Genomic DNA, 23,320 nt, shown 5'->3' with positions numbered 1-23,320 from the left:
ATGTTTCAGATTCCTATCCATTCCCAGTTCGACAGGCCATGACTTGATAATTCGATGATTCCGGGCATCGTCTCGCCCGCTCTGCAATGAATCACACGGTTGGAACTATCGTCGTAAGTCACTGGAAACATCGGATACGGCAGCTGCTTTCGTTCAAACCAGCGGCCCGAACGCGGACAGGCCTTTCCCGGGCGGCAAACCACATCTGTTCCGTACGGCGGCAGACCTGGATCGGCCTCCCAGAACCAGGACGTAGCAGGCGGATAAAGCATTGGTTTTCCGTTCTCGTCAACCGCTCCTTCCGGTTCCGGCGCGCGCTGACCTTTGCGAAATTTGCTCACGAACCGGCTGCGCTGTTCGTCCACCATCGATACGGCCCGGTAGTAGCCGTCCTCGGCAAATTCCGAACCGGGAAGCACAGGCTGCGAAGACATCGCTTCGCGTTTCTGTGCTTCGTAGTTTTCCAGTTCCTCGGGCGTAGACGGATAGTCACGGTCGAAGGTCACCACGACAGGCTTGCTGTTATCCGAAGTGAAGCCGACTCGCCCCATGGTGGCTGCAATACCGTCGCCGCCTATCCCGGCAATAACAAGTGCTCCGACGCGATAGGTTCCACGTTTGATCTTTCTATCGGGCGCCGCGAGGAAGTTGAAGGTGACGTTGCCGCCAGCGGGAATCGTCAGCGTCTCATCGGGAAATTCGGTTCCGTTGACAATCGGGACACCGGCGAGATCAACACCCCAATCATTGCTGTCGTCTATATCAATGGTTCCTACGTCCAGCCGGTCCCGGTGCTGCCGCCAGGTATCAGGCCTTGACATCAGGATTGGATACCGACCGCTATTGACAAACCGGACAGATACAAAGAGCTTGCCTCGTTGACGTTCAACACCTGCTACAGCAACGTTGAGCTTGAGAATGGCACGCCCCTGAGCAGCATAGTTTTTCAGGATCCTGGACTGGTAGTCGGTAAGCTGGAATGCCAGTTCTCGTGGCAGTTCATGCCATTGCCCGTGATACGGCTTGAGTTGGCCATTTTCCATACAGGTTATCGAGTACACCAGCGGGGGGCGCATTGGCTCCAGCTCCGTAACGGGTCTTCTCGCGGCAGCCTCGCACAGTTTGCGGTGAATAACCTTCGCCTGGGCGAGATCGTCGTGAGATAACTCCGCTTCTACGACGCCGACGCCGGTCAGCTTGCCGGTCACGCCTTTATTGAGCGTGTTGGACAGCCTTACGCGGGCGGTGCCTTTCAGCCATACGCCTACGCCATTTGCGCCATCCGGCATGACGTTCATCGAACTGAACCCGAAACCCTCCCCAACGGGGAAATCGGATTCTTCCGCAGAGGATCCGGACATAGTCAGTGCTCCAATGACAATAAATAATGTGGAAACCTTATTCAATAAAACGCGGCGAAACGCTTCACCTGCCATACCCGACCTTCCAGTTCTTATGTGTCATGTCAGTGAAATGCTTGCGGACGTATTCCAGGTAATAGGGTCCAACGGACGCGGTCGGCAGAGCACCTGGAGTTTGAGGGACCGGGTTATTGCAACCTCCTCCCATGAGGTTTCTGGCCGATGTCATCTGCCATTTCTGTTTCCCCCGATGGGCTGCGTCGGCGGCAAAGTCAAGCTGGTTATTGTTGATATACATGCGATGTACCCAGCCGCCGTACTCCCAATACTCATCCGGAAAGTTAAACAGGTGGCCGCATTCATGGGCGGCCACGTTGGAATCGCCGCCGCTATCAACATAGGTTCCATCTCTACGGCGTCTCGTACTGATTTCACCCCATGATTTGGCGTCAGCACGCAGCTCCCGCGGAAACAGATATACCGTCTTGTGGATTTTTTTACCGCTTCCAACATCCGCTCCGGCCACGCTGATCAGAAACTCCACCCTGAAAATCACGGATACACGACAACCGCACGAGGCTTCCTTCGAACAGCCATCGAGAATCAGCTGACATCCGTGTCCATTCAGTACAGCCTCGACCTGGCGCTTCTTCTTTTCGACATCGAAACGCGGGCCGATTCCGCGGCGGTACTCCATGACGTGGCCATTGTCGTACCTGCCGACTCCGTAGACGACACATCGGTAGTGAGCATCGGAGTCGTAGGGCACGGACTGCTTCTGCCCATCTGGACCAAGCAGTGCCGTCCCCGTTGCATCAGACACAAACAGGTCGACAGGGATGATCTTTACTCTCACCGTGGCGTACAAAGTTTTCGATTGTCCGTCGTAGGACAGTTCAAATTCGGTCGGAAAGGTCCCACCTGCAGTCCGCTGCTGGTTTGTTACGTCATTCAGCCACGGCTGCCTTCTCTCGTCGAGCGCCATATAGCTGCCGGTCTCCGTTGCGTCCACGCATTCTTTAAACATACCGGGCATGTGCCACGGACAATAAACGCCATTCTCCAATCTCACCGGAATACTCAGGTCACTTGAAGGCGGAAGTTGCGGTTCAAGAATGTGGTTCCCGTCCGCAAAGCTGCGCTCAGGCGAATCGATCGGAACGATCGGGACGACTGCAGCGCCCAACCTTTGCGTTCCCCCGATGCCCGATACCGGGGCGGCCGGCATCGGGCCGCCTTGTGGATCGATGGCTGCAGGTGATGTACTGGCCGCAAGCGAAGCGCCTCCCCGCCACGCCTCACACGACACCTGGAACGGGACCATGGCTGGCGAGAATGCCGGCGCGCCGAGGTGCATCTGCGCAGACGGTGTCTTCTCGAACTTCGAGATTTCCCAGCGCAGTTCATTGGGCGCACCGAGCGTGATGCAGCCATTCGAGAGCTTGATAAACGCTCCCTGGCATTCGACGATGAACTCCCTGGCCGCCTTTATCAGCACCGAGCCGTTCACGCTCGATATTGTTACGTTCTGGTCGGCAGCCAGCGACAGCAGGTTGCGCTGGGCCTGGATCTCGATCGGGCCTCGACCCGAAAAGGTCCTGATGCCCTGTTTGCCGCCGTACATCGAGATCATTTCACCTGCCGCGATGGCCACGCGCATGGCAGCATTGAGGTTGAACCACGATGCCGTCGCCACGCTGACATCCTTGCCGGCCGAGACCATCACACGATCCGGCGTCGCCATCCCAATGCCGTTCGGTGCCGACAGCGCGATCACTGCCTGTTTCAGACCTTCCAGCTCCTCCCGAAGCCATCGGTTCTCCTCCTTCAGGTCCGCAGTCTCGATCTGCGACGCCCGCGCCGCATCGGCAAGCGACTGTACGTCGCGCTGCATCGCCTCGAACTGCTGCATGGCCGCTTCCATGCTGGCCTGCTCGCCGAGCGCCCCGGCCTGTGCCTCAGTCGAGATCAGCATGCCGCCGCCCGCGCGCAGATGTCCCTTCAGGTCGCTGCGCAGTTCAAAGCCCTCGCCGCGCACATTCCCGTCAGCAGCGACCGTATGCCCGAGGTTGAGCTGCGATTTGCCATGTTCCGTCGCGGTCTTGATGTGCTCCTTGCCCTCGTCGTTCTCGAACTCGAACGTGTTGTTCGAACGCGTCCGGATCGTGTCGCGTGTACCCCATTTGCCGGCCACCACCGGATCCCTGTCCCGCACCGTGTGCAGCACCTGACTGATGTATGGCAGATCGGGATTGCCGCGCAGGAACGCCACCGTCACCACGGTCCCGTCGACGAGGCCAAAGTGAAAGCCGGTGCGCCCGCCACCCGCGAACGGCTTCGCAAGCCGCATCGGGCAGCTATTCAGCCCCGGTGTGCGCGGGTCGCGGTCCAGATGCAGGTCCACGATGTAACGGCCCTGCTCGTCGAGATACGGATGCGTGTGACCGCCCGTCGACGTGATGCGGCCGGTCACCACACCGTGAATCTTCGGCCACGTCTCCTCGAGCAGCGGCAGGCGGTAGAGGCGGTCGGCCGGTATCGCCGTGAAGGTCACGTGATAACCCCTGTCGCGCGACGCAGCATAGGTCACGCTGACCGCAAGCAGTCCGTGCTTCGCTTGCGCCAGGTCCCGATCCAGCAATTTGAGCACGTACCCGGGTGCGAGATCGAGCAGGTTGCCGGTTCCCCGATACTCGATCTGCCCCGCCTGCGCCGCCTGGGCACGTAGCTGCGCTTCCTCTGCGGCCTCGTCGGCGCTCAGGCAGGGGGCGCCCCACACATAGACCTCGCCGGATGTGGTCGAGTCGCCCCGTATTTCCCAGGTCCGTTCGACCGGCTCCTCCAGCATGCTTTCGGGACTGAAGGTCCGCACGGTGTAGCGTGTCGCGATGGTCGTCGCGTGCATTTCGAGCGTGTGGACCGACTCCATCCCATTGCTGTCCATGCCGCTGTACGGGCGATACGCGACCGTCAGATCCGGATCGCGCCGGTAGTGCGTGAGATCGTCGCCAAAACGCACTTTCTCGCAGCGCCGGCCTTCCTCGCAGACATACCACAGACCCGAACGGCGACACAGACGCGTGATGAACGCAAGATCGTCCTCGTCCCACTGCATGACAAATTCCCGCTTGCGATAGGTCCGGTGTAGTGCGAACTCGAAGTCCGCCAGCAGCTTGTCGAAGCCGTTTTCACGCAGGATCTGCCCGATGATCTCGGGATCGCTCCGGTCAACGAAGAAGCGGCACTTCGGGCTGTTGCGCAGCAGCGCCATGCGCGACTCCAGAACCACCTCATACGTCGATTGGTCCCGGTTGCTTCCCACCAGAGCAAAGCCGGTGACGATGCCATACACGCGTCGTTCCGGTTCAGACCGGGTCCACTGCTGTTGCGGTGGCTGGATGATGAACGTCGCCATCCTGTTCAGATATTCATCGTGCGACAGATCGTGGCGTGGATGCGTGAAGCGGATGACATAGCGCGTCGGCGCGCCGATCGCACGCACGCCGTCGAACGAGTACACATCGGCCAGTCTGGAACTGGCCGTCTGCGCAAGATCGAGACGGTAATACCGATGCGCGTTCCCGGACGCGTCGTTTGCTGCTGCCGTTTTCAGAACTCCTCCTTCGCCTGTTCGATACTGGAAATATTCGCGCGTGAAAATCTACCGGACTCGCTCCACAAAAACACACAATCCGGACTCCGAAGTGTAAAAACTTGTCAAGTTTCGTCACTTTTCTGATTTATCTCACGCTGGCTAACGCAATGACTTACAAAGCCGCCCCCATGCAATGCGGGAGCGGCCCCCCTTGATTCGATGACCTGTGCCTCGCGGATGCCTGAAAGCTTCGGGCTCGCACCTTGCTTACTGTTCGAATCGGCCTTTTCCCGAACCTATCAATGACAGACAGGAAGCGCGTGCGCGATGAGCACCACGCATAACGAATCGAACAGCCAGGGCGCGTCGCGCGACGAAAACTGGCGCCCGGCCGCCAACCCGTGGCTGATCGCCATCGTCGTGACGCTCGCGGCATTCATGGAAGTGCTGGATACGACTATCGTGAACGTCGCGCTGCCGCACATCGCCGGCACGATGTCGGCGAGCTACGACGAAGCGACATGGACGCTGACCTCGTACCTCGTTGCAAACGGCATCGTGCTGCCGATCTCCGCGTTCTTCGGGCGCGTGCTCGGCCGCAAGCGCTACTTCGTGATCTGCATCATCGCATTCACGATCTGCTCGTTTCTGTGCGGCATCGCGACGAACCTCGGGCAACTGATCGTTTTCCGCCTGCTGCAGGGCTTTTTCGGCGGCGGCCTGCAGCCGAACCAGCAGTCGATCATTCTCGATACGTTTCCGGCCTCGCAGCGTGGCCGCGCCTTCTCGATTTCGGCGGTCGCGATCGTCGTCGCGCCCGTGCTCGGGCCGACGCTCGGCGGCTGGATCACCGACAATTTCACGTGGCGCTGGGTGTTTCTGCTCAATGTGCCGGTCGGCATCCTGACGTCGATTGCCGTGATGCAGTTCGTCGAAGACCCGCCCTGGGAACGCAAGCGCAAGGGCAAGGTGTCGATCGACTATATCGGCATCGGGCTGATCTCGATCGGCCTCGGCTGCCTGCAGGTGATGCTCGATCGCGGCGAAGACGACGACTGGTTCAGCTCGAACTTCATCCGCCTTTTTGCGGTGCTCGCCGCGCTCGGCATCGGCGGCGCCATCACGTGGCTGCTTTACACGAAGAAGCCCGTGGTCGATCTGCGCTGTATGAAAGACCGCAACTTCGCGCTCGGCTGCGCGGCGATCGCGTCATTCGCGGTCATCCTGTACGGTAGCGCGGTGCTCGTACCGCAGCTCGCGCAACAGCAGCTCGGCTATACGGCGACGCTCGCGGGCCTCGTGCTGTCGCCGGGTGCGATCCTGATCACGCTGGAGATTCCGATCATCAGCCGGCTGATGCCGTACGTGCAGACGCGCTCGCTGCTGTCGATCGGCTTCATGCTGATGGCGCTTGCGCTCGCCTACGCGCATACGCTGACGCCGGACATCGACTACGACACGCTCGTGAAGATGCGCAGCGCGCAGTCGCTCGCGATCGGCTTCCTGTTCGTGCCGATCACCACGCTCGCGTATCTGACCGTGCCGCAGCGGCTGCACAACGATGCGTCGGCGATCTTCACGATGTGCCGCAACGTGGCCGGTTCGATCGGCATTTCCCTTTCGACGGCACTGATCCGCGAACGCAGCCAGGCGCGCATGGCGCACCTCGCCGAGCATATGACGCCGCTGTCGCAGAACTATAGCGACGCGCTCGCGCGAAACACGCAGTCGGTGATCGAGTTCGTGGGGCAGCCGCGCGCGCAGGCTGTGCAAACTGCAACCGGGCACCTCTATCAGACGTTCGTGAGTCAGGCGACGATTCTCGCGTATGTGGACGTATTTGCGATGCTGTCGATCTTTTGCATCCTGTGCATTCCGCTCACGTTCTTCTTTTCGCCGGCGAAAGCGGCCGGCGGCGGAGCACATTGACATGACGGTCGACACGAAAAAGAGGCCGCGTGCCCGTTCGCATGCATTCGCGTTGCTGCTGTGCGTCGCGTTGAGCGCATGCGCGGTCGGCCCCGACTTCAAGGCGCCCAACGGCCTCGGTCAGGACGAGCCCGCGCATTGGCGCGATCCGCAACGCGCCAACGATGCGACGTCGAATGGCGAAGCGCCGAAGCCTGGTGGCGGCGCAGCGAAAGTGCCCGACGCCACCGCCGTTTCGTCGCATCCGACCGAAGACTCGGATCCGGACCCGCGCTGGTGGCGCAGCTTCGACGATCCGACGCTCGACCGCCTGATCGCACGCGCCGCGCAAAGCAATCTCGATTTGCGCGAAGCGGTGCTGCGCATCGAGCAAGCGCGCGCCCAGGTGCAAGGCGCGGCCGCGCAAGGTCTGCCCAACGTGCGCGCGACCGGCAGCTATACGCGCGAGCAGCTCGGCATCAAGGGCATTCTCGACGATCAGAACGTGAATAGCCGCATCGATGCGCTTGGCGCGTCCGGCCAGGGCGCCTCGGTTCAGAACGGCGCACGCAATCTCGTGGACCAGCTCGAACAGCCGATCAACCTGTGGCAAGCCGGTTTCGATGCGTCGTGGGAGCTCGATCTGTTCGGCCGCGTGCGGCGTTCGGTCGAAGCCGCGAATGCACAGACCGAAGCGGCAGTCGAAAGCCGCAACGATGCGCTGCTGTCGCTCGAAGGCGAAGTCGCGCAGAACTATATGCAGTTGCGCGGCGCGCAGGCGCAGCTCGATATCGCCAAACGGCTCGTCGACGAACAGAACGGCGTGCTGACGCTCACGCAAAGCCAGGCGAAGGTCGGACTCGCAAGCCAGCAGGACGTGCAAAGCGCGGCTGCACAGCTCGAATCGACGCGCGCGCAACTGCCGCAATTCGAGCAGCAGATCGTGCAGGCGTTGAACGGTCTGTCGTATCTGCTGGCCGAGCCGCCGGGCGCGCTCGACGACGAGCTGTCGACCCCTGCCGCGGTGCCGCCCGTGCCGCCCGTCGTCGCGACCGGCCTGCCGTCGACACTGGCGCGCCGACGCCCCGATATTCGCCGCGCCGAAGCGAACCTGCATGCGGCAACCGCGAATGTCGGCGTCGCGGTCGCACAGTTCTACCCCGATATTTCGCTGACGGGCCAGATCGGCCTGCGCGGCACGCACGCAAGCGATCTCGCCCGCTGGTCGCATCTGTTCTATTCGTTCGGACCGTCTGTTTCGCTGCCGATTTTCGAGGGCGGCGCGCTCGTGTCGAACCTCAAGGTCACGAAAGCGCAGCAGGCCGAGGCCGCGCTCGAATACCGCAAGACGGTGCTGCTCGCACTGCGCGACGTCGACAACGCGCTTGCCGTCTATCGCACCGACCAGACGCGCCGCACCTCGCTCGAGCGCAGTGCGGCCGCGCAGCAGGATGCGTTCGACCTCGCGCGCGAAAGCTACCGGAAAGGGCTGACGAACTTTATCGACGTGCTCGATGCGGAACGGCAGCTTTCGCAGGTTCGGCAGCAGTATGCGCAGAGCACGACCCAGGTCAGTACCGATCTCGTCGCGCTGTACAAGGCGCTGGGCGGAGGATGGGAACAGACGCCAGCGCGCAACCCATGATTTGCATCAAGCAGTGGCGGATCAGATCGCCAGCGTCGCAAAGAGCACACACTGGAAGGCTTTACAGGTATATCGTTTGAAATTGAGTGGTTAGCGAAGCGCGGCTCGCCGTCGCGCACCAAAGTCGTTCCCTCAAGGCAGATCGATCATGCAAAGCCGCCCGCCCGCCTTGCCGCGCATCTCAGTGGTCGTTCTCACGCACGATCGCGCCGGTCAACTCGTGGGCACGCTCGCGCGGCTCGCGTCCTTGCCCGAGCAACCGCCCGTGATCGTCGCGGACAACGCTTCGCGCGACGAGACGGTCAAGCTCGTCGATATGCTGTTTCCTCAGGTGCGTGTGGTCCAGTGCGGTACCGACCTCGGCGCCGCGGGCCGCAATCGCGCGGTTGCCTGCGTGCGCACCGACTATGTCGCGTTCTGCGACGACGATAGCTGGTGGGAAGCGGGCTCGCTCGCGCTGGCCGTGAAGCTGCTCGACGGCGCACCGCAAGTCGCGGTGCTCAATGCGCGCATCGTAAACGGCGAAAGCGGCGCGCTCGATCCGCGCTGCCGCTCGATGGCGGCAAGTCCGCTCGCAGCGGCCGGCTGTCCGGGGACGGCAGTCACAAGTTATATCGCGGGGGCCTGTGTGTTTCGCACCGCCGTGTTCCGGGCCGTTGGCGGCTATGAGCGCCGGTTCGGCGTCGGCGGAGAAGAAGCGCTCGTCGCGCTCGATGTGCTCGACGCCGGGCACACGATCGCCTACTGCAACGAACTGACCGTGCGACGCGGCGCTTTTGCATCCGACACTGCTGCTGCGCTCGACAGGTTCGGGCGCCGGCGCACCGGCAGGCCCGATTCGCCCGACCATGTATGCGGTAGTGAAGACGCGTTGCAGCGGCGCGTGCAGGCGCGTAACGCGGCGTGGATCGCGTGGCTGCGGCTGCCGTGGCGCGACGTTGGCCGTTCGACATGCGCCGCGCTCGCGACCTTCGCGCACGAGCACACGTTATGGCGAGACGGCGCAGCGATGGTCGCCGGCCTGCCATGGGCGCTGATCAACCGGCACCGGGTCGATGCGCAGGTGCTGGCCACGCGTGCCGAAGCGCGGGCCGCGCAGCGGCGGCTGGCACGAGGCGCGCAGGCCGAATACGACGCGCAGCACGCGAAGCATCCGGTGGCCGAGCCGCGTTCGCACGATCATTGACTGCGGCGCTTCCGTCGAACCCGCGTCACCCCTACTGCCGCCGGCTCAATGTATCGAGCGCCCAGCGTAGCTGCCGGTCGGTCGCGCGCAGGCGCAATTCGTCGGACGCGATCGCCGCCAGCGCGGCCAGCGTCTCGCGCGCTTCTTCGTCGAGCGTGCGCGGCTCGTAGTCGATCACACACAACGAACCGATCGCGAAGCCGTCCTGGTCGACCACCGGCGCGCCCGCGTAGAAGCGGAAGCACGGGCCGCCCGCCACCGCCGGATTGTCCGCGAAGCGCGCATCGTCGGCGAGATTCGGCGCGACGAGCACGTCGCGCTGCAGAATCGTGTAATTGCAAAAGGCCCAGCCACGCGGCGTTTCCGTGAAACCGTCGAGGCCCTGGCGGGACTTGAACCACTGGCGTTGTGCGGTCAGCACCGTCAACAATGCGATCGGCGCCTTCAGCGCGCGGCTCGCGAGCCAGGTCAAACGGTCGAATGCGTCTTCGGGGGGCGTATCGACAAAGCCCGCGCGCTCGAGCGCGACGAGGCGCTGTGCTTCGTTCGGGGCAACCGGATAGGTCGCGTCGGGATCGGGTCGGCCGGCCGCCGCATCCCGATCGCGCAGCAGATTGCGCACGGCCGCCGGTAGCGCCGGCTCGTGTGCGATGCGCGTGATCTTCGCGTTTGCGCCGCTGTCGGCACGGCCGTCGGCGGGTGCTTTGGCTGTTGTGCCGGCGTCGTACGGCGCATCGGCGTCTCCGCCCAGGGTAACGATGCGCGATGCGCCGAGCGCCGGCTGCATTGCGAGCTGCTCGACGAGCGCGGCGCGTTCGTCGCAGTCGGTCTGTACGCGCTCGCGGCGCTCGCCGGCGCTCCGGCGAGCGCCGCGTTTACGATCTTCGCCTTGTGCGCTGGGCACTGCGTCGCGCAGATCGACGACCACCACGGCCGGCAAGCGCAAGCCAATCGCGAACGCGGCTTCCTGCGCGTCGCTGTACGCATCGACCGTGCACCCGTCCACGGCCGACAGCCATTCGACGCAACGCTCGACATGCGCCCGCGGCGCAACGAGCACGATGCGCGCGGAATTGAACGCGTCCGGCGTCTCGTCGTGCTGCGCGACGAAAGCGAGCACGTCCGCCCGATAGACGCGCCGGTGTCCGCCCGGCGTCTTCCATGAGCGCAGCGTGCCGCCTTCGATCAGCAACTGCGCGGTGCGAACCGACACGCCCATCAGCCGCGCGGCTTCCGTCGTGGTGAGTACGTCGTTTTCCATAGACCCGAATTGTGCAGGTATCGCGATAATTCCGCCGCCTCCCGCTGCTGTGTCTTTCACTATGACGACTTTCTCAACAAATATCAATTGTATTTGGCAAATTTGATAGATTTGATAGTCTCCACCGTGTTGTCCCGAACGTAATCCCCGAATTCGCCCCGTCGAATGCGGGCCCTTTCTCTCTGACGTTCCGACCGGTGATCCAATGCACAATCCTTATCCAGACACAGTGGAGACCAGCCTTTCCGCGTCGGCTGCCGGCGATCGCGCGCATTCTGTCGACCTTTTGAATGGCCAGCGTGCCGAGCGCTACGACTTCATCGTCTGCGGCGCCGGACCGGCCGGCTCGGTCGTCGCCGCGCGCCTCGCCGCAAATCCGGACGTGCGCGTGCTGCTGATCGAAGCCGGTGGCAGCGACGACGTGCCCGCCGTGATGACGCCTGCGCAATGGCCTCTGAATCTCGGCTCCGAACGCGACTGGGCGTTCGCAGCGCAGCCGAACCCGCATCTGAATGGCCGCTCGATTCCGCTCAATATGGGCAAGGTGCTCGGCGGCGGTTCGAGCATCAATGTCGGCGTCTGGGCGCGCGGCCACAAGAACGACTGGGAACATTTCGCGGCCGAGGCCGGCGACCCGGCATGGGGTTACGAGTCGGTGCTCGGTCTTTATCGCCGCATCGAGAACTGGCAAGGCGTGCAGGATCCGCTGCGGCGCGGCGCCGGCGGTCCGGTGCACGTCGAGGCTGCGTCGGATCCGGCTCCGGTGGCCCACGCGCTGCTCCATGCCGCGCAGGCGCTCGGCCTGCCGAGCTTCGACAGCCCGAATGGCGTCATGATGGAAGGCCGCGGCGGCGCGGCGATCAACGATCTGATCGTCCGCAACGGCCGGCGTCAGTCGATCTTCCGCTCCTACATAAGCGACCCGCGCGGCGTCGGTCCGAACCTGACCATCATGACGGGCACGCTGGTCAGCAAGGTGCTGCTGCGCGGCACGACGGCGATCGGCGTCGAGGCGGTCGTCGACGGCGAGCGGCGGACATTTCATGCGCGGCGCGAAGTCGTGCTGTCGCTCGGCGCAATCAATACGCCGAAGGTACTGATGCAGTCGGGCATCGGGCCCGCCGACGAACTCGAGCGCCACGGCATCCGTGTGGTTCAGCCGCTTTCCGGCGTCGGGCAGAACCATCAGGATCACGTAGCGTTCGGCTGTACGTTCGAATATCGCGAGCCGCAGCGCATCGGCAACGGCGGATCGGAAGCGACGCTCTACTGGTCGAGCGATGCGCGCCTTGCGGTGCCCGACATGTTCCACTGCCAGCTCGAATTCCCGGTCGCCAGCCCGGAGACTGCCGTTCTCGGCATGCCCGAACACGGCTGGACGATGTTCGCGGGTCTCGCCCACCCGAAAAGCCGCGGGCAGGTGCGGCTGTCGGGAGCCGACGTGAACGACCCGGTGCTGATCTACGCAAATACGTTGTCGCATCCGGACGATCTCGTCACGGGCCTCGCGAATATCGAACTGTGCCGCGAACTGGCGAATAGCAGCGCGTTCTCGCACATCGCCTCGCGCGAACGGCTACCGGGCAGTCTGGACGCAGACGCAATGCGCCACTATGCGCGCAATGCGGCCATCACGTATTGGCATCAGTGCGGCACGGCGAAGATGGGACGCGATGACATGTCGGTCGTCGATGCGCGGCTCAAGGTATATGGCATCGACAACCTGCGTGTGGCCGACGCGTCGATCATGCCGGAGATTACGAGCGGCAATACGATGGCGCCGTGCGTGGTAATTGGCGAGCGCGCAGCGGACATGATGGCGGCCGATCATGCGCTGGCGGCGTCGTCCATGTTGCCGACCACGCCGCAAGCCCGAGCGTAGGCGACGCCGCTGGCGCCCCGCTGACTCGCGCCCGTGCGCCGTCGCATGCGCCGTCGCGTGGTGCATTGCGCGATCGGGCGCGCCTTGCCTGCACGCTGCCGCCCCGCGCGCGATGCGTCGCGCCGGTCCGCGCCGGCGCATTGCCCCGTCCGCCGTCGGCCCCGCCGTGCATGCGGTGAAGCGCGCCTGAATGAGCCTGAAATCGCACGCTCGCGCGTCTCGCTCCCGCTTCCGTCATGCACGGCTTTCGCCGAGCTCCACGGGCGGGCGCGTCGGGTCGAAGTCAGCCCATTTGCCGTGCTGCCACCGGCCCGTTGCCCGCTCGATCTCCGCACCGCCCGCCTCGCGCAGCGTTTGCGCGGCGACGTTCTGCGTATCGGGGGCGACGTGAACGGCCAGCAGCACGCCTGAGTCGCGCGCCTCGTGATGCACGCGCTCCGCATGCGGATGCTTGCCGCCGCCGCGCGTGCGCGACATCGCGCCGATAAGCGAGCCGACGTACGCGCCGACGCCCGCCGCGATCAGCGATACGAGCAGAGGCGCGGAAAACGCGGCAAAGATGCCGACGCCAACGACAGCCCCGATCACGGCGCCGATCGTCACGCCCATGCCCGCGCCTTTCGGCGCGTCGGTCGATGCGGCGTCCTTGTTCGCATCGCCGCCTATCGGGTAACGCGCATGCTGACCGCGCGGATTGACGAAGAAAAGCGACACATCCTCTTCGACGAAACCCTGGCTGAAAAGTCGTTCGGCGGCCGATTCGGCAGCCGGAAAGGTGGTGAAACGTGCGGCAACGATCAGCGACATGGTGCCTCCTCATTCACGCCATCGTGTTGAAAATGCCGGTAGCGGTCCGGCAGCGTTCGCTAGTCCGCGTCGTCGGCGCGGGTTCGACCGATCCTGCGCGAAACCGCTCGAATCGTATGATTTTCTGCGCAGCAAAGCGCGCGCCTGAGGTGAGAGGTACTATGGCGCGCACCTTATCGGACGAGCGCGCGCCGTCGACACATCAGGTATAGCACCCGTGCGACGCTCGCGCCTGACGCGCCAGCGCGCGGGCCAGCGCTCACGTTCAGCGTTTTCCTTTATCTGCGCGCGTGGTATTGCCCGCTGCGTCGCCCGTCTCGTCTTCTTCGCTTGCCCCGCCTTCGTCGGCAATCCGGTCCGCAAGCCGCTCGCCGGAGACAGACTCATCGCTGTCGCGTCGATAAGGGTCGTCGATGCGGTCCACGTCGATGTCGCTGTTTTCCTCGAGGGTCGAATCGCCGTCGGCTGCCGCGCGCTCGCCGGTGCCGGCGCGATCGGTATCGCTTGCAAGTTCGCTGTCGCCGGTTTCGAGCGCATGGTTGTCGAGTTCGGTGTCACGGTCGAAATCGTGGCGCTTCGCGCCTGCCACGTCGCTGCCGCTGTCGGACGAGTCGCTCGGACCGAGCGTCCCGGTCGTGTTCGCAGTCTCCTTGACGATCTGCGGTTCGCTTTCGTTCGGATCCAGTGTGCTGCTCATAAGGCCTCCTTGATGACGGTTGCACGCCGCATCGAGCGCGCAATATCCGTTCCGCGGACCGCATCGCAAGTACGTCCCGCGAAATCATCTCGTCAAAAGGTGAATGTCAGCGGCTTATCCGTGTCGAGCAGCCATGCCTTGTAGCGTTCGAGAAAAGACTTTCTGGTATCTGCGTTCTGAATAATCGTAACAGCAATAGCGAAGTTCTCAGGATTCTCAAAGAGACGGGTCTGGCGAAAACCGAATACCTCCTCCCTTAACACGTACTTCAACCGGATCGAATCGTTCAGTATTTCTTCAATCTCCGCGTCCGAGTACTTTCGCGAGCGGCCCTTAGGGATTTCACCAGCATTACCCGGCAAATCGACCACGCCAATTTCGCGCAACGCGCGCCTGGCGTCGTCGCGCGACCCTAACATCGAGGAGAGCGTTTTCTTCGACATCCACGGTCGCGGCAGCCGCACCAGAGGAGCGATATCGAATACGCCTCGGGCAAGATCGATCTGGCCCGGATAGACATCGATGGGGCTCTCTTTGATCGCATGAAACCCTTCGTGGATCAAGTTCTCCTGCAAAAATCCCTCCCACGTTTTTTGCGACATTCGCTGTTTCACATCCTCGAGTACGGGTACTACCGCCGTGGTGATCGGGTCGTCCGTCCGAAAGCCGCCTGCTTCCCATTTTCCCTGATTCGTCTGGAAGAGCGTTTCTCCCTGTAAGGACTCGCCCCGTTTATGAACGGGCTTCGCGGACAGGTTGCCGTGACTCGTCGCTACTTCCGCATACCTGAAGTCGGTGGAAGCGCGAGTTTCGCTCAGGTAACTCTTTATATCATCGTTGATCTTGCTGATTCTGATAGTAAAGCTCGCCTCGTCTACTTCGTCGCCATAGAAGGCTCTGAACACGTCCTTAGTCTCGGAATCGAGACCTTTCCCGAGTTGCTCGCTTATTCGATCCAGTTGATCCTTCGCGACGTTTTTTGCCCGACGTATGTCATTTCGAAGAACCTGTGCGCGTTTCTGGGTAAGTTCGCTGGTCCGGGACAGATGTTTTACCTCCTTCTCGCCAAAGAGTCGGCCGCCGCCGCGTCCCGTTGCAGGCCAGTAGGTTTCCCACACGCCCGTATCTTCAACACGCCTGACCGCCGGCCCGCGCATGTGGATATTCCCCGAATATTCTGGTTTGACGACGCGCCACGTCCGATAATCAGAATCAAATCGCACTTCGTATGTTGCATCGCCTTGCTTGAGAAATGTCCTCGGTTCGTTCGACGCCAGTGACTTTGGTGTCTGATACAGGTCGTTACCGATGTCGTGCAAATCAAGAGGGACATTTTTGGTCTGATAGTGAGCGTTGAGCTTCAGACCGCCTGTGCGTAGTTCGGCCATAGTCGCCGGTCGGATCGACCTTGACGCCGGCGACACGAACAGGTCCGGTCCTATCTGCAACGGATTGACGCTGTCGAAGGCCGCAAGTGCGACTTGCATGAACAGGTCGAGCGACACCTTGCCAAGCTGCGGAGCAATTTGCGTAGCGAGCGCCTTGATCAGCGCTCGCGCGGTAAGGGAACTGCTTTTCAGTTGGGCGGCCATGGCCCTGAGCGCCACCACACTAGGCATTTTCGCAAGATCGACTCCGGGCAAGACAGTCGCCGCCAGTAGCACGGTTTCGACAACGATTTCATCCAGATCCGGCCGGTAGGTCTTGTCCCAGTGGCTCTGATATGCGACTTTGAAGAATGGTAAAAGTTGTTCGCCGACGGCGCGCCAGCCCAGGGAGAAATCCTTCTCCGCCTTGCTTGCGTCGCTCTGCTTGCGAAGGACCGATTTCGCCTCATTGAAGAGGTAGTCGACCAAGTTGTCATCGACGCGGCTTTTGCCTCCTCGCACCTCGGTGACGAAATGGCTAAACTTGGCGCCGAATCCTAGCCGGACCGCCCACGAACCATACCGTCCCGAGAAACTTTCGCCATCCTGTAGCGGCCACTTTTCCCGTACCGTCTGCCAGAATTCCGGGCGGCTGCGATTGATTTCGGCAAGCGACCAGCTTTTAACCTCCAGATCTAAAGACTTATTCGGTTCGAAGACATACAGCCATTTCCCATCCTCGATTTTCAGATAGAGGTAATCGCCCTTCTTCGCGACATCGTCACGAATCTTGTATGCCTGTTTAACCGGCAGCGATGCGTCGATATCTGGCCCAGCGGAATGCAACATGCGTCCGACCATGAGCACCGCGTCATGATCCAGGCTGCCACTCTTTAAATACGTGTCGAATTGATCCCAGTATTCCTGATCACTTCCGAGTACGACGCGCGGCTTTATATCGGCCAATGTCGCATAATTTTCAGGTGCCTTGCCCAACCGTCTTAGCGTGTTCAGCCTTGATTCTTCGTCTCGGTAATCTTTTATCACTTCGTCGAAGCCGACTGCCGCAAGTTGTCGGGTGGAATTCTTGCAACGCCAGTACAACATCGCCGCAAGCATCGTCTGATGCCAGCCAGATGGCTCTTTTGAATACCATTCCTTGTATTTCTCTCGCGCGATCCGATAGGCCGCTTTAACGTACTGGTACTTGCTATGGCCGTTCAGAAGCACGCCTGGCTCGTTCTCCAGCCGACGCAGCATGTCGAGATAATCGAGATGAGTGTGCCAGCGCCGTAACAGATACTGTCGGGCTATTCCCAGCTCGTCCTGTCTGTCCGTTTGTGCCCCTTCTTGTCTCGCTTGCAGCAGATCGACACCCAATCCTATCAAGGCGGATCGATACGCGATGTCGTATTGCATTTGAGTCCATGCGCGGCCTGATGAACGGCCGGCCCGGGCAAGTGCCTCCTTTTCTGCTTTACGCCCCAATGCCACGCCAGACTGGTAGACACTCAATTTATGGGTGTGTTCATCGAGCGGTCCAAGTTCTTTGAGCTCCTGACCGTACAAGGCCTGCGTGGTCCCGGTCGCTTCTCTCTCCATTTCTTTGCGCGCTAACGCGCTCGCAAACCACTCCTGCTTCTTTATCGCCTCGTACGACGGACGCGTATTGGTTGATCCAAGGTGGGTCTTACCGGGTCTCCAGGGCGTCAGCGCCGTTTCATTCATCGCCGCCTTCTCTTTTCTGGTGTAGTCTTCGATCTCTCTTTCAATTTTCAGCAGGCTTGCGTTCGCGTTATCGATCTGTGCTTGCAATACTCTTGCCGGGTCCACCCCCGTCAGCGCATTAGCAAAATAAGCTTCATCCATTTCTTCGGCAGACCACGTCATCGCCTCGTTGTAGGCGGCCACGTAATCTTCGTCCCAAGCCCGTCGGTGCCTCGCGGTCGCCAACGCGGCAACCGGCTCAGCTAGCAGATTCATCTGGTATTCCAGCCGATCCTTTAGCTGTAACAGCGACTTGATAAAATCGTATTCGCGTGACTGGTAGTATTTGACAAGCAGTTCATCAGTCAGGTTAAGAAGATAGCGCAGCAGTTGACCCCACGTCGCGGCGCGGTGGTCCGAGAACATCTGCTTGATCGCTTCATCAAAGTACTTGAATTCACCGCTTTGCAGGATGTCCGCGAGGATCGGCACGATATGACGGGAATCCTTCAAGGGTTGCCAGACGCGATTAACGAGAGCGACCTCCTGAGACCACTTGGAACCGGAACTTGAGTCGCTTATCAAGACCGCTACGTATGGAGAAACAAGTAGCAGGTGCCAATAGCTGCCTGCAACCCACATGTACAGGTCATGCCTGTTGTCCACGTAGACTCCACCCTCCTGTCCGGGGCAGGACGCCACGCCCTTCGCTGCGGCGTCCTTTGGAGCGTTTTTTTTGATCATGTCGACCAGATCCCGGCTGGCTGTAGTCGAAGCGTGTGTTGGACACACTCTCGAAACAGGTTGCGTATCATGCTTTTCTGCGAGAACCCATTTTCCAGCGGCGTCGGCCCATACTGCATAAATTGTGGCGTCCTTCGACGTTCCTTTTGCTTTCGACGTGATCACGGCGTATGTCGTCGTACTGTCCACCCCTTGGCGAGAGGCGGCTTCTGTGTTGAGCGAGCACGGCCAATACCTGTCACCAATCCGGATGAAATTCTGCCCCTTATCGTTGGCATAAATGTTCTTGCCATTAACCGCGAAGACCCGCTCCTGGTAGTCCGCATTCGACTCAAAGGTAGAGTCAACTTGTTGCTCTAACGACAATGGCAAAGCGGTCGGGAGCAGCGCTTCGGCAAGTTGCCATGGCTCATTCCAGCTGCTGCGCCGGATATACAGGATTCGTTCGTCGCCTTGCTCCACTGCGCGCACGATCGCCAGATAACCGAACCTGTTTACCCAACCGAACGGCCACATCAAGCCATTGATGCATATGTATGTCTCCCCACGTCCGTCGACATAAAGCCGGCCCTCGACACCCTGGACCTCGTCGACATAGTGCAATGCAAACGACGGATCCCAGCCCTGAGCTTTAGAGACAAGTTCCTCCGACGTGGTTGAACCGCCTGGATCCTTCGAGGTCCGAAGGCCGCCAACGGAAGTCGTCCATTTATCGTTCGTCGGCGATATCTCGATCTCGATAGCACCTTTACCAAAATCGATGGTCTTCCTTCGTGTATCGTCGGTAACGTCGCTCCTGCCCTTGACCTCTGTCATCTCCCAATAGCCGCCAGCGATAAAAACGCACTTCTTCCCGGTTCGCGTGGAATAGACTCCTTTAGTGCCGGCCGCATCGAAGTCGCCATCTTGAGCCACATATGCATTCGCCCAGTCTGCTTCGCGATCGACCCAGTTTTCGAGCTGACTGTCGACGTTAGACTTCCTTGGCAGCTGCCAGAATTCCTTTGATTTGTCGAATCCCTGCGCGTCGGCTAAGCCGCGTTTTGGCCGCTGACTGCTCCCAAACGGAGATCGCGAATCTGCGGACTCGATGTTCTCCCATTGATCAACGCCAAGGAATGCCGGAAGTGCCGCATATGCGTCGTCGATAGCCGTATTAATGTCGGCGTCCGTCAGAAGCGTTGTCGCTTGCCTCGGTCTGAGATACAGATACAGCGCAACCCCACCGCCAGCCAGCAAAGCCGCCGCCGCAGTGGCCCCTATCGCCGCGCCGGAAGTGGCGCACGTATGCCCGTTGCAGCTTGCGCTTGCATTTCGCTCCGAACATGTCGCAGACGATTCCTCAGGGGCGTCCTCGCCGGCCGCAGTTGAATTCGATGGCGTGGGTACCGTATCGTGCGAGAGCAGGCCCTCTGTGACCGGAGCTTTCACCTCGGATGGAAATATCCCCCTGGTTGCGCTACCCTCGCCCGGCGTCAGATGCTCCAATCCCGTCGATGTGGTGCGACGCGCATTTTCAAGAACCGGACGCAACGCGGCTTGCCTCGTTTTCCCTTCAAAATGAACAGCGTCTGCCGGTGCTTTGTCAGCCACTAACCTCGTCCGCTCCGCGACAGCCGCGTCGCCACGGTCATTCTCATTGACACGCGAACGCGTGTAATCACCTGCCTCCTGCATCACTGCCGCCTCCCATGCCGGCGGCTCGGTATCGATTCGCTCAGTCGGTCGTAACGCGTCGGTCGAAGTTCGCGTGCGACGCAGATACCGGATCACAAGGATCAAGAACCCGATGATGAATAGCAGAGCAAGCACGCCCACGCCAGCATTCCGCGCGACATCTCTCAATGACCGCTCTTCGCCGGCCGCGATGGGAAAATCATGCAGACGCACCGCTCCTTCGATACCCTCCTCTCCGAATAAGCTGAAAATGTCTTCGGGAAGACCGTAGTACGCAACGTCGTCAGAGAAGTCGGGATAGCCAACGCGATGAGCGACCAACCGGGACGAGCGCGCGCCCGTCAGGGCGTCGGGGCGTTCGCTCGCCGCGCGCGTTGGGGCTCCGCCCGGCAGGGTCGATCTTCGGGGCTTGACCCACCAGCGGCCAAGCATGTGAACGATCGGCCTCCATTGCGATTCATCGCTCCCAAGCGGAATACACCATGATCTTTCGCTTTGACTTCGACGTACGCGATAGACGCGATCTTGTTCCTTGATATACGTCTTGCCGTCGAATTGATACAAGTGAGACTTGTCTGCTGGTTCCGGCAAGACCACGTCCGTTGACCACACGCGATTGAGCGGCGAAAGCAAGGGCACTTGCGAAGCTTCGCTGATCTCTTTGCCAAAAACGCTTTCCAAGGTGGAGCGCAACACGTTATGCAGCGCGCTAACGGCCCACTCCTCCGTTTGAATGACGAGTTTCTCGCGAAGCCGTCTTACCGCGGGAACATCCGAACCCGCAGCGGCCCGAAGCAATGCGCTGGTCCACTGAGGCCATGAAGAGAACTCAGGCAGTTCTCCGGCAAGATGCGCGCGAGCAGCGTGCAAATCGGGCAACAGCGGCAAAAGACTCGCGACCGTCTCAATGCCGGGCCAATCCAGATTGCGGAGCCCCGCAAGTTCGCTTTGCAATTCCTTCAACTGGCTGGGGCGCTCGTCTTCCGTCGAAGCTGCAATTTTGTATACCCGCCAGACCAATCTCAAGTTGATGAATCTTTCGTAAAAAGGTCGCAGCGCCGGATGAGAGCGAAACCCTTCAAGCAGCGATGTCCATGCATCGCGCCGATCGTCAACGGAAAATGCCTTGACTACCCGCATGGCGTCCGAAATGGTTTCGGGAGTACTGCCGGGAAGAAGCAGCATCAGGTTTTCGTATTCGCCCCTGGTCCAATCGTCTTTCAGACCTTGCCACATGCGCCTGAGGAAGCTACTCGCCGTTCCCACCCAGGTATCCGTTAGCGTCCTGTCCTCCGGGACTTCCGCGAGATGGCCGACTACCCAGTCCCACGCATGTCCGATCAGCGCACCGCCGGGCAGGCATGGCAACGCCGTCCGCACGGCCGCCTTTCCCGTGTCCGTCTTAAGAAGCTGTACTGATAAATCCTTGATGTCTTGAGCGGTGGTATGTCCTTTCGTCATCCGTTGCAGCGCACCAAACAGCTCCTGAATGCGTGTGCCCGGCAAATAGTTCGCCATCCAGCTCGAGTCAAGCCCAGCAACCTGCATCAACGATTGCATTTCGTTCCCGACGAACAGTTGCACCAGCACGTGCGCCTGTTCGATTGATGCTGTCGCGTCAGCGGGGCATGCCGGCAGCTTCTCGATAGAACGAAACAACGCTGACGCATGACGCAGCACCGCGCCGCCCGGTTCCGGCAGCATGTCAATGATGCTTTGGGTCGACTCCAGGTCCATCGCACGTTGCATCAGCCAATCCAGCTGGTCGGCGACCGAAGCCGTGCCCGGATACGCGGGGAAAGAGGCGTTCTGCCACTGATCGACAGCCGTAAACAGCTGGCGCACCCTTCCAAGCATCGGCTGCATGACGTCCGGCAGCATGGAGGCGGTGCCGCCTTCCTTCAAAAGTATGCGCAGGTAGTCGCGATATGTTGCGTCGTCTGGCAGGCTGGTCATGGCTTCGACCACCACCGCGCAGAATTGCAGCGCCGCCTCCACGTCTTGAACGACCGTCGCCGGCAACAGGTTGGCGAGCATCGGATCGCGCACGACCTCGGACAGCGCGTCCGTGGTCTGTTGAACGTAATCGGCCCATGACGTATCGGCTGCCGCAGCGCCGGTCAAAGCCTGTTGGGCAACCACGAGTTTATCGAGTGCGCCAACTACCGCGACGACGGGACGAGTCAATCTTTCCGGCAATCGACCGACATCCTTGTCGTCCTTTAGCAGCTTTTCGATCTGCCTGACCTTGGCCGGAAAGCTCTGAGTGCTCGTGTAGACGTGGAGAAAACTGTTGTAAAGCCGCTGCGCGGCCTTGTACTGTCCGAGCAGCAATCCGGCACTTTCGATCACCGACCGGATAACGTCCGGCATGGAGGATCTGACTTGCTGCGTCTGGTCGCTGTTGAAGTGAACGATCAACGATTCAAGACGCTCGAGCATATTGCCAGCGCCGTTCAACGTGTTATCCGTCACCAGATACGCGAGACGACATTCCTTGCAATAGCGCGTCACCGTATCCCACGCTTCGGTACCCGACGCCAGCGCCGCCTCTCCGGCGAATGCCGTCAACGCTTCCCACGGAGAGTGTCGGATCTTTTCGTATTCCTTCCTTGCACTTAGAAAATAATCGGCCAACGATTGTGCGACGTCTTCTCCGCTGGTTAACTGTTGCAAGTGGACAGGGAGGAATTCTCTTTGTTTATCGATCAGGGACCTCAGGCGTTCAACGGCAATATCGGGCGAATCTTCGAAGTCTTCCCGACTGAGCAGATATTCGAGCCTCCCCTCGCGCTCAAGTAATGAGCCAGTCAGTTTGTCGAGATAGGTGACCGCCTGACAAACCCTGTCCGGCAGGTACGCCGAGCTGGCGCTGAGCAACCGGAGCAGCGATGCAACATGGTCAAGCGTCAGGCGCGACGTCGGCCCGAACGTATCGTAAAGATCCTTCAGCGCTGTCCAGTATTTCAAGGCGCCTTTGAGTCTTTCGGCATTCTGGGTGACGCCCCATCCTTCGGGAAAGTAAGACCGATACCTGGAGAGTACTTCCGCAAGCGTTTCGAGTTTCTTATCCCAACGTTGATCGCCGATGTAGACTTCCTGCACATCGCGGAAGACTTGTTCACCTGCCAACGCGTATTGGAAGACGTCGCCGGCCAGACGCATGCCAATGCGCATCACGCTCGAATAGAGAAGATAGCGAAGACCGCCGTTCTGTTTTAAGCGACGATCGGAAACTGCTTCCCGCTCTTCTTCGCTCGATTCCTTCCCCGTGCCAGATGCGACGGCTTCGTTATCCTCGTCGCGCTCCTGTGCATGCGTGATGTGCCATTGCGAGAATACAGGCCGTTCACCGTGTAGCGAAGCGCCTTTACGTCGCCGCACGGCCGTTTCGCTGGAGACGGATATCAGATTGTCGTACATGGACAATGCTCCATGGCCTCATCGTCGGCCCAGTCTCACGCCACCCGTCCGGCAAATTGA

10 protein-coding genes are annotated in these 23,320 nt (G+C 60.8%); 4 read left to right on the top strand and 6 right to left on the bottom strand.

The genetic code is table 11. The annotated features are described in order from the left end of the window. Nucleotides 1–5: 5 nt before the first annotated feature. Complete coding sequence (locus BTO02_RS10815; RefSeq protein ID WP_075157038.1) at nucleotides 6–1,436, bottom strand: hypothetical protein; 1,431 nt, start codon at nucleotides 1,434–1,436, stop codon at nucleotides 6–8. Next, nucleotides 1,426–4,881 carry a type VI secretion system Vgr family protein gene (locus tag BTO02_RS10810; protein WP_232243329.1) on the bottom strand — a complete coding sequence of 1,152 codons (3,456 nt, stop codon included), beginning with the start codon at nucleotides 4,879–4,881 and terminating at the stop codon, nucleotides 1,426–1,428. The genes BTO02_RS10815 and BTO02_RS10810 overlap by 11 nt, the downstream gene beginning before the upstream one ends. A 402-nt stretch (nucleotides 4,882–5,283) precedes the next feature. Here BTO02_RS10810 and BTO02_RS10805 point away from each other — a divergent pair, with 402 nt between their 5' ends. The 3 genes from BTO02_RS10805 (at nucleotide 5,284) to BTO02_RS10795 (ending at nucleotide 9,695) form a co-directional block, all read left to right on the top strand. Continuing rightward, nucleotides 5,284–6,885: a DHA2 family efflux MFS transporter permease subunit gene (locus BTO02_RS10805; protein WP_075157036.1), complete on the top strand. Its 1,602-nt coding sequence runs from the start codon at nucleotides 5,284–5,286 to the stop codon at nucleotides 6,883–6,885. Between the two features lies 1 nt (nucleotide 6,886). Further along, nucleotides 6,887–8,509: an efflux transporter outer membrane subunit gene (locus tag BTO02_RS10800; protein ID WP_075157035.1), complete on the top strand. Its 1,623-nt coding sequence runs from the start codon at nucleotides 6,887–6,889 to the stop codon at nucleotides 8,507–8,509. A gap of 148 nt (nucleotides 8,510–8,657) precedes the next feature. Next, the gene (locus BTO02_RS10795) at nucleotides 8,658–9,695 is read left to right on the top strand and encodes a glycosyltransferase family 2 protein (protein ID WP_075157034.1); all 1,038 of its coding nucleotides are present in this window, start codon (nucleotides 8,658–8,660) and stop codon (nucleotides 9,693–9,695) included. Between the two features lie 31 nt (nucleotides 9,696–9,726). Here BTO02_RS10795 and BTO02_RS10790 read toward each other — a convergent pair whose 3' ends face one another. Continuing rightward, nucleotides 9,727–10,956: a GAF domain-containing protein gene (locus tag BTO02_RS10790; RefSeq protein WP_075157033.1), complete on the bottom strand. Its 1,230-nt coding sequence runs from the start codon at nucleotides 10,954–10,956 to the stop codon at nucleotides 9,727–9,729. A gap of 229 nt (nucleotides 10,957–11,185) precedes the next feature. Here BTO02_RS10790 and BTO02_RS10785 point away from each other — a divergent pair, with 229 nt between their 5' ends. Continuing rightward, the gene (locus tag BTO02_RS10785; RefSeq protein WP_232243328.1) at nucleotides 11,186–12,838 is read left to right on the top strand and encodes a GMC family oxidoreductase; all 1,653 of its coding nucleotides are present in this window, start codon (nucleotides 11,186–11,188) and stop codon (nucleotides 12,836–12,838) included. Between the two features lie 234 nt (nucleotides 12,839–13,072). Here the strand turns inward: BTO02_RS10785 and BTO02_RS10780 are convergent, their stop codons facing one another. The 3 genes from BTO02_RS10780 to BTO02_RS10770 all read right to left on the bottom strand — a co-directional run bounded on the left by BTO02_RS10780 (nucleotide 13,073) and on the right by BTO02_RS10770 (nucleotide 23,260). Next, nucleotides 13,073–13,645 carry a hypothetical protein gene (locus tag BTO02_RS10780; RefSeq protein WP_075157032.1) on the bottom strand — a complete coding sequence of 191 codons (573 nt, stop codon included), beginning with the start codon at nucleotides 13,643–13,645 and terminating at the stop codon, nucleotides 13,073–13,075. A 265-nt stretch (nucleotides 13,646–13,910) separates the two neighbouring features. Next, complete coding sequence (locus tag BTO02_RS10775; protein ID WP_083615067.1) at nucleotides 13,911–14,342, bottom strand: chemotaxis protein; 432 nt, start codon at nucleotides 14,340–14,342, stop codon at nucleotides 13,911–13,913. 92 nt (nucleotides 14,343–14,434) lie between these two features. After that, a complete protein-coding gene (locus BTO02_RS10770; RefSeq protein WP_075157031.1) occupies nucleotides 14,435–23,260 on the bottom strand; it encodes a hypothetical protein in 8,826 nt (2,941 codons plus the stop codon). Nucleotides 23,261–23,320: the final 60 nt, after the last annotated feature.

The organism is Paraburkholderia sp. SOS3 (assembly GCF_001922345.1).
GTDB lineage: Bacteria > Pseudomonadota > Gammaproteobacteria > Burkholderiales > Burkholderiaceae > Paraburkholderia.
The sequence above is the reverse complement of the archived record's forward strand: the minus strand, read 5'-3'. Positions and strand labels throughout refer to the sequence as shown.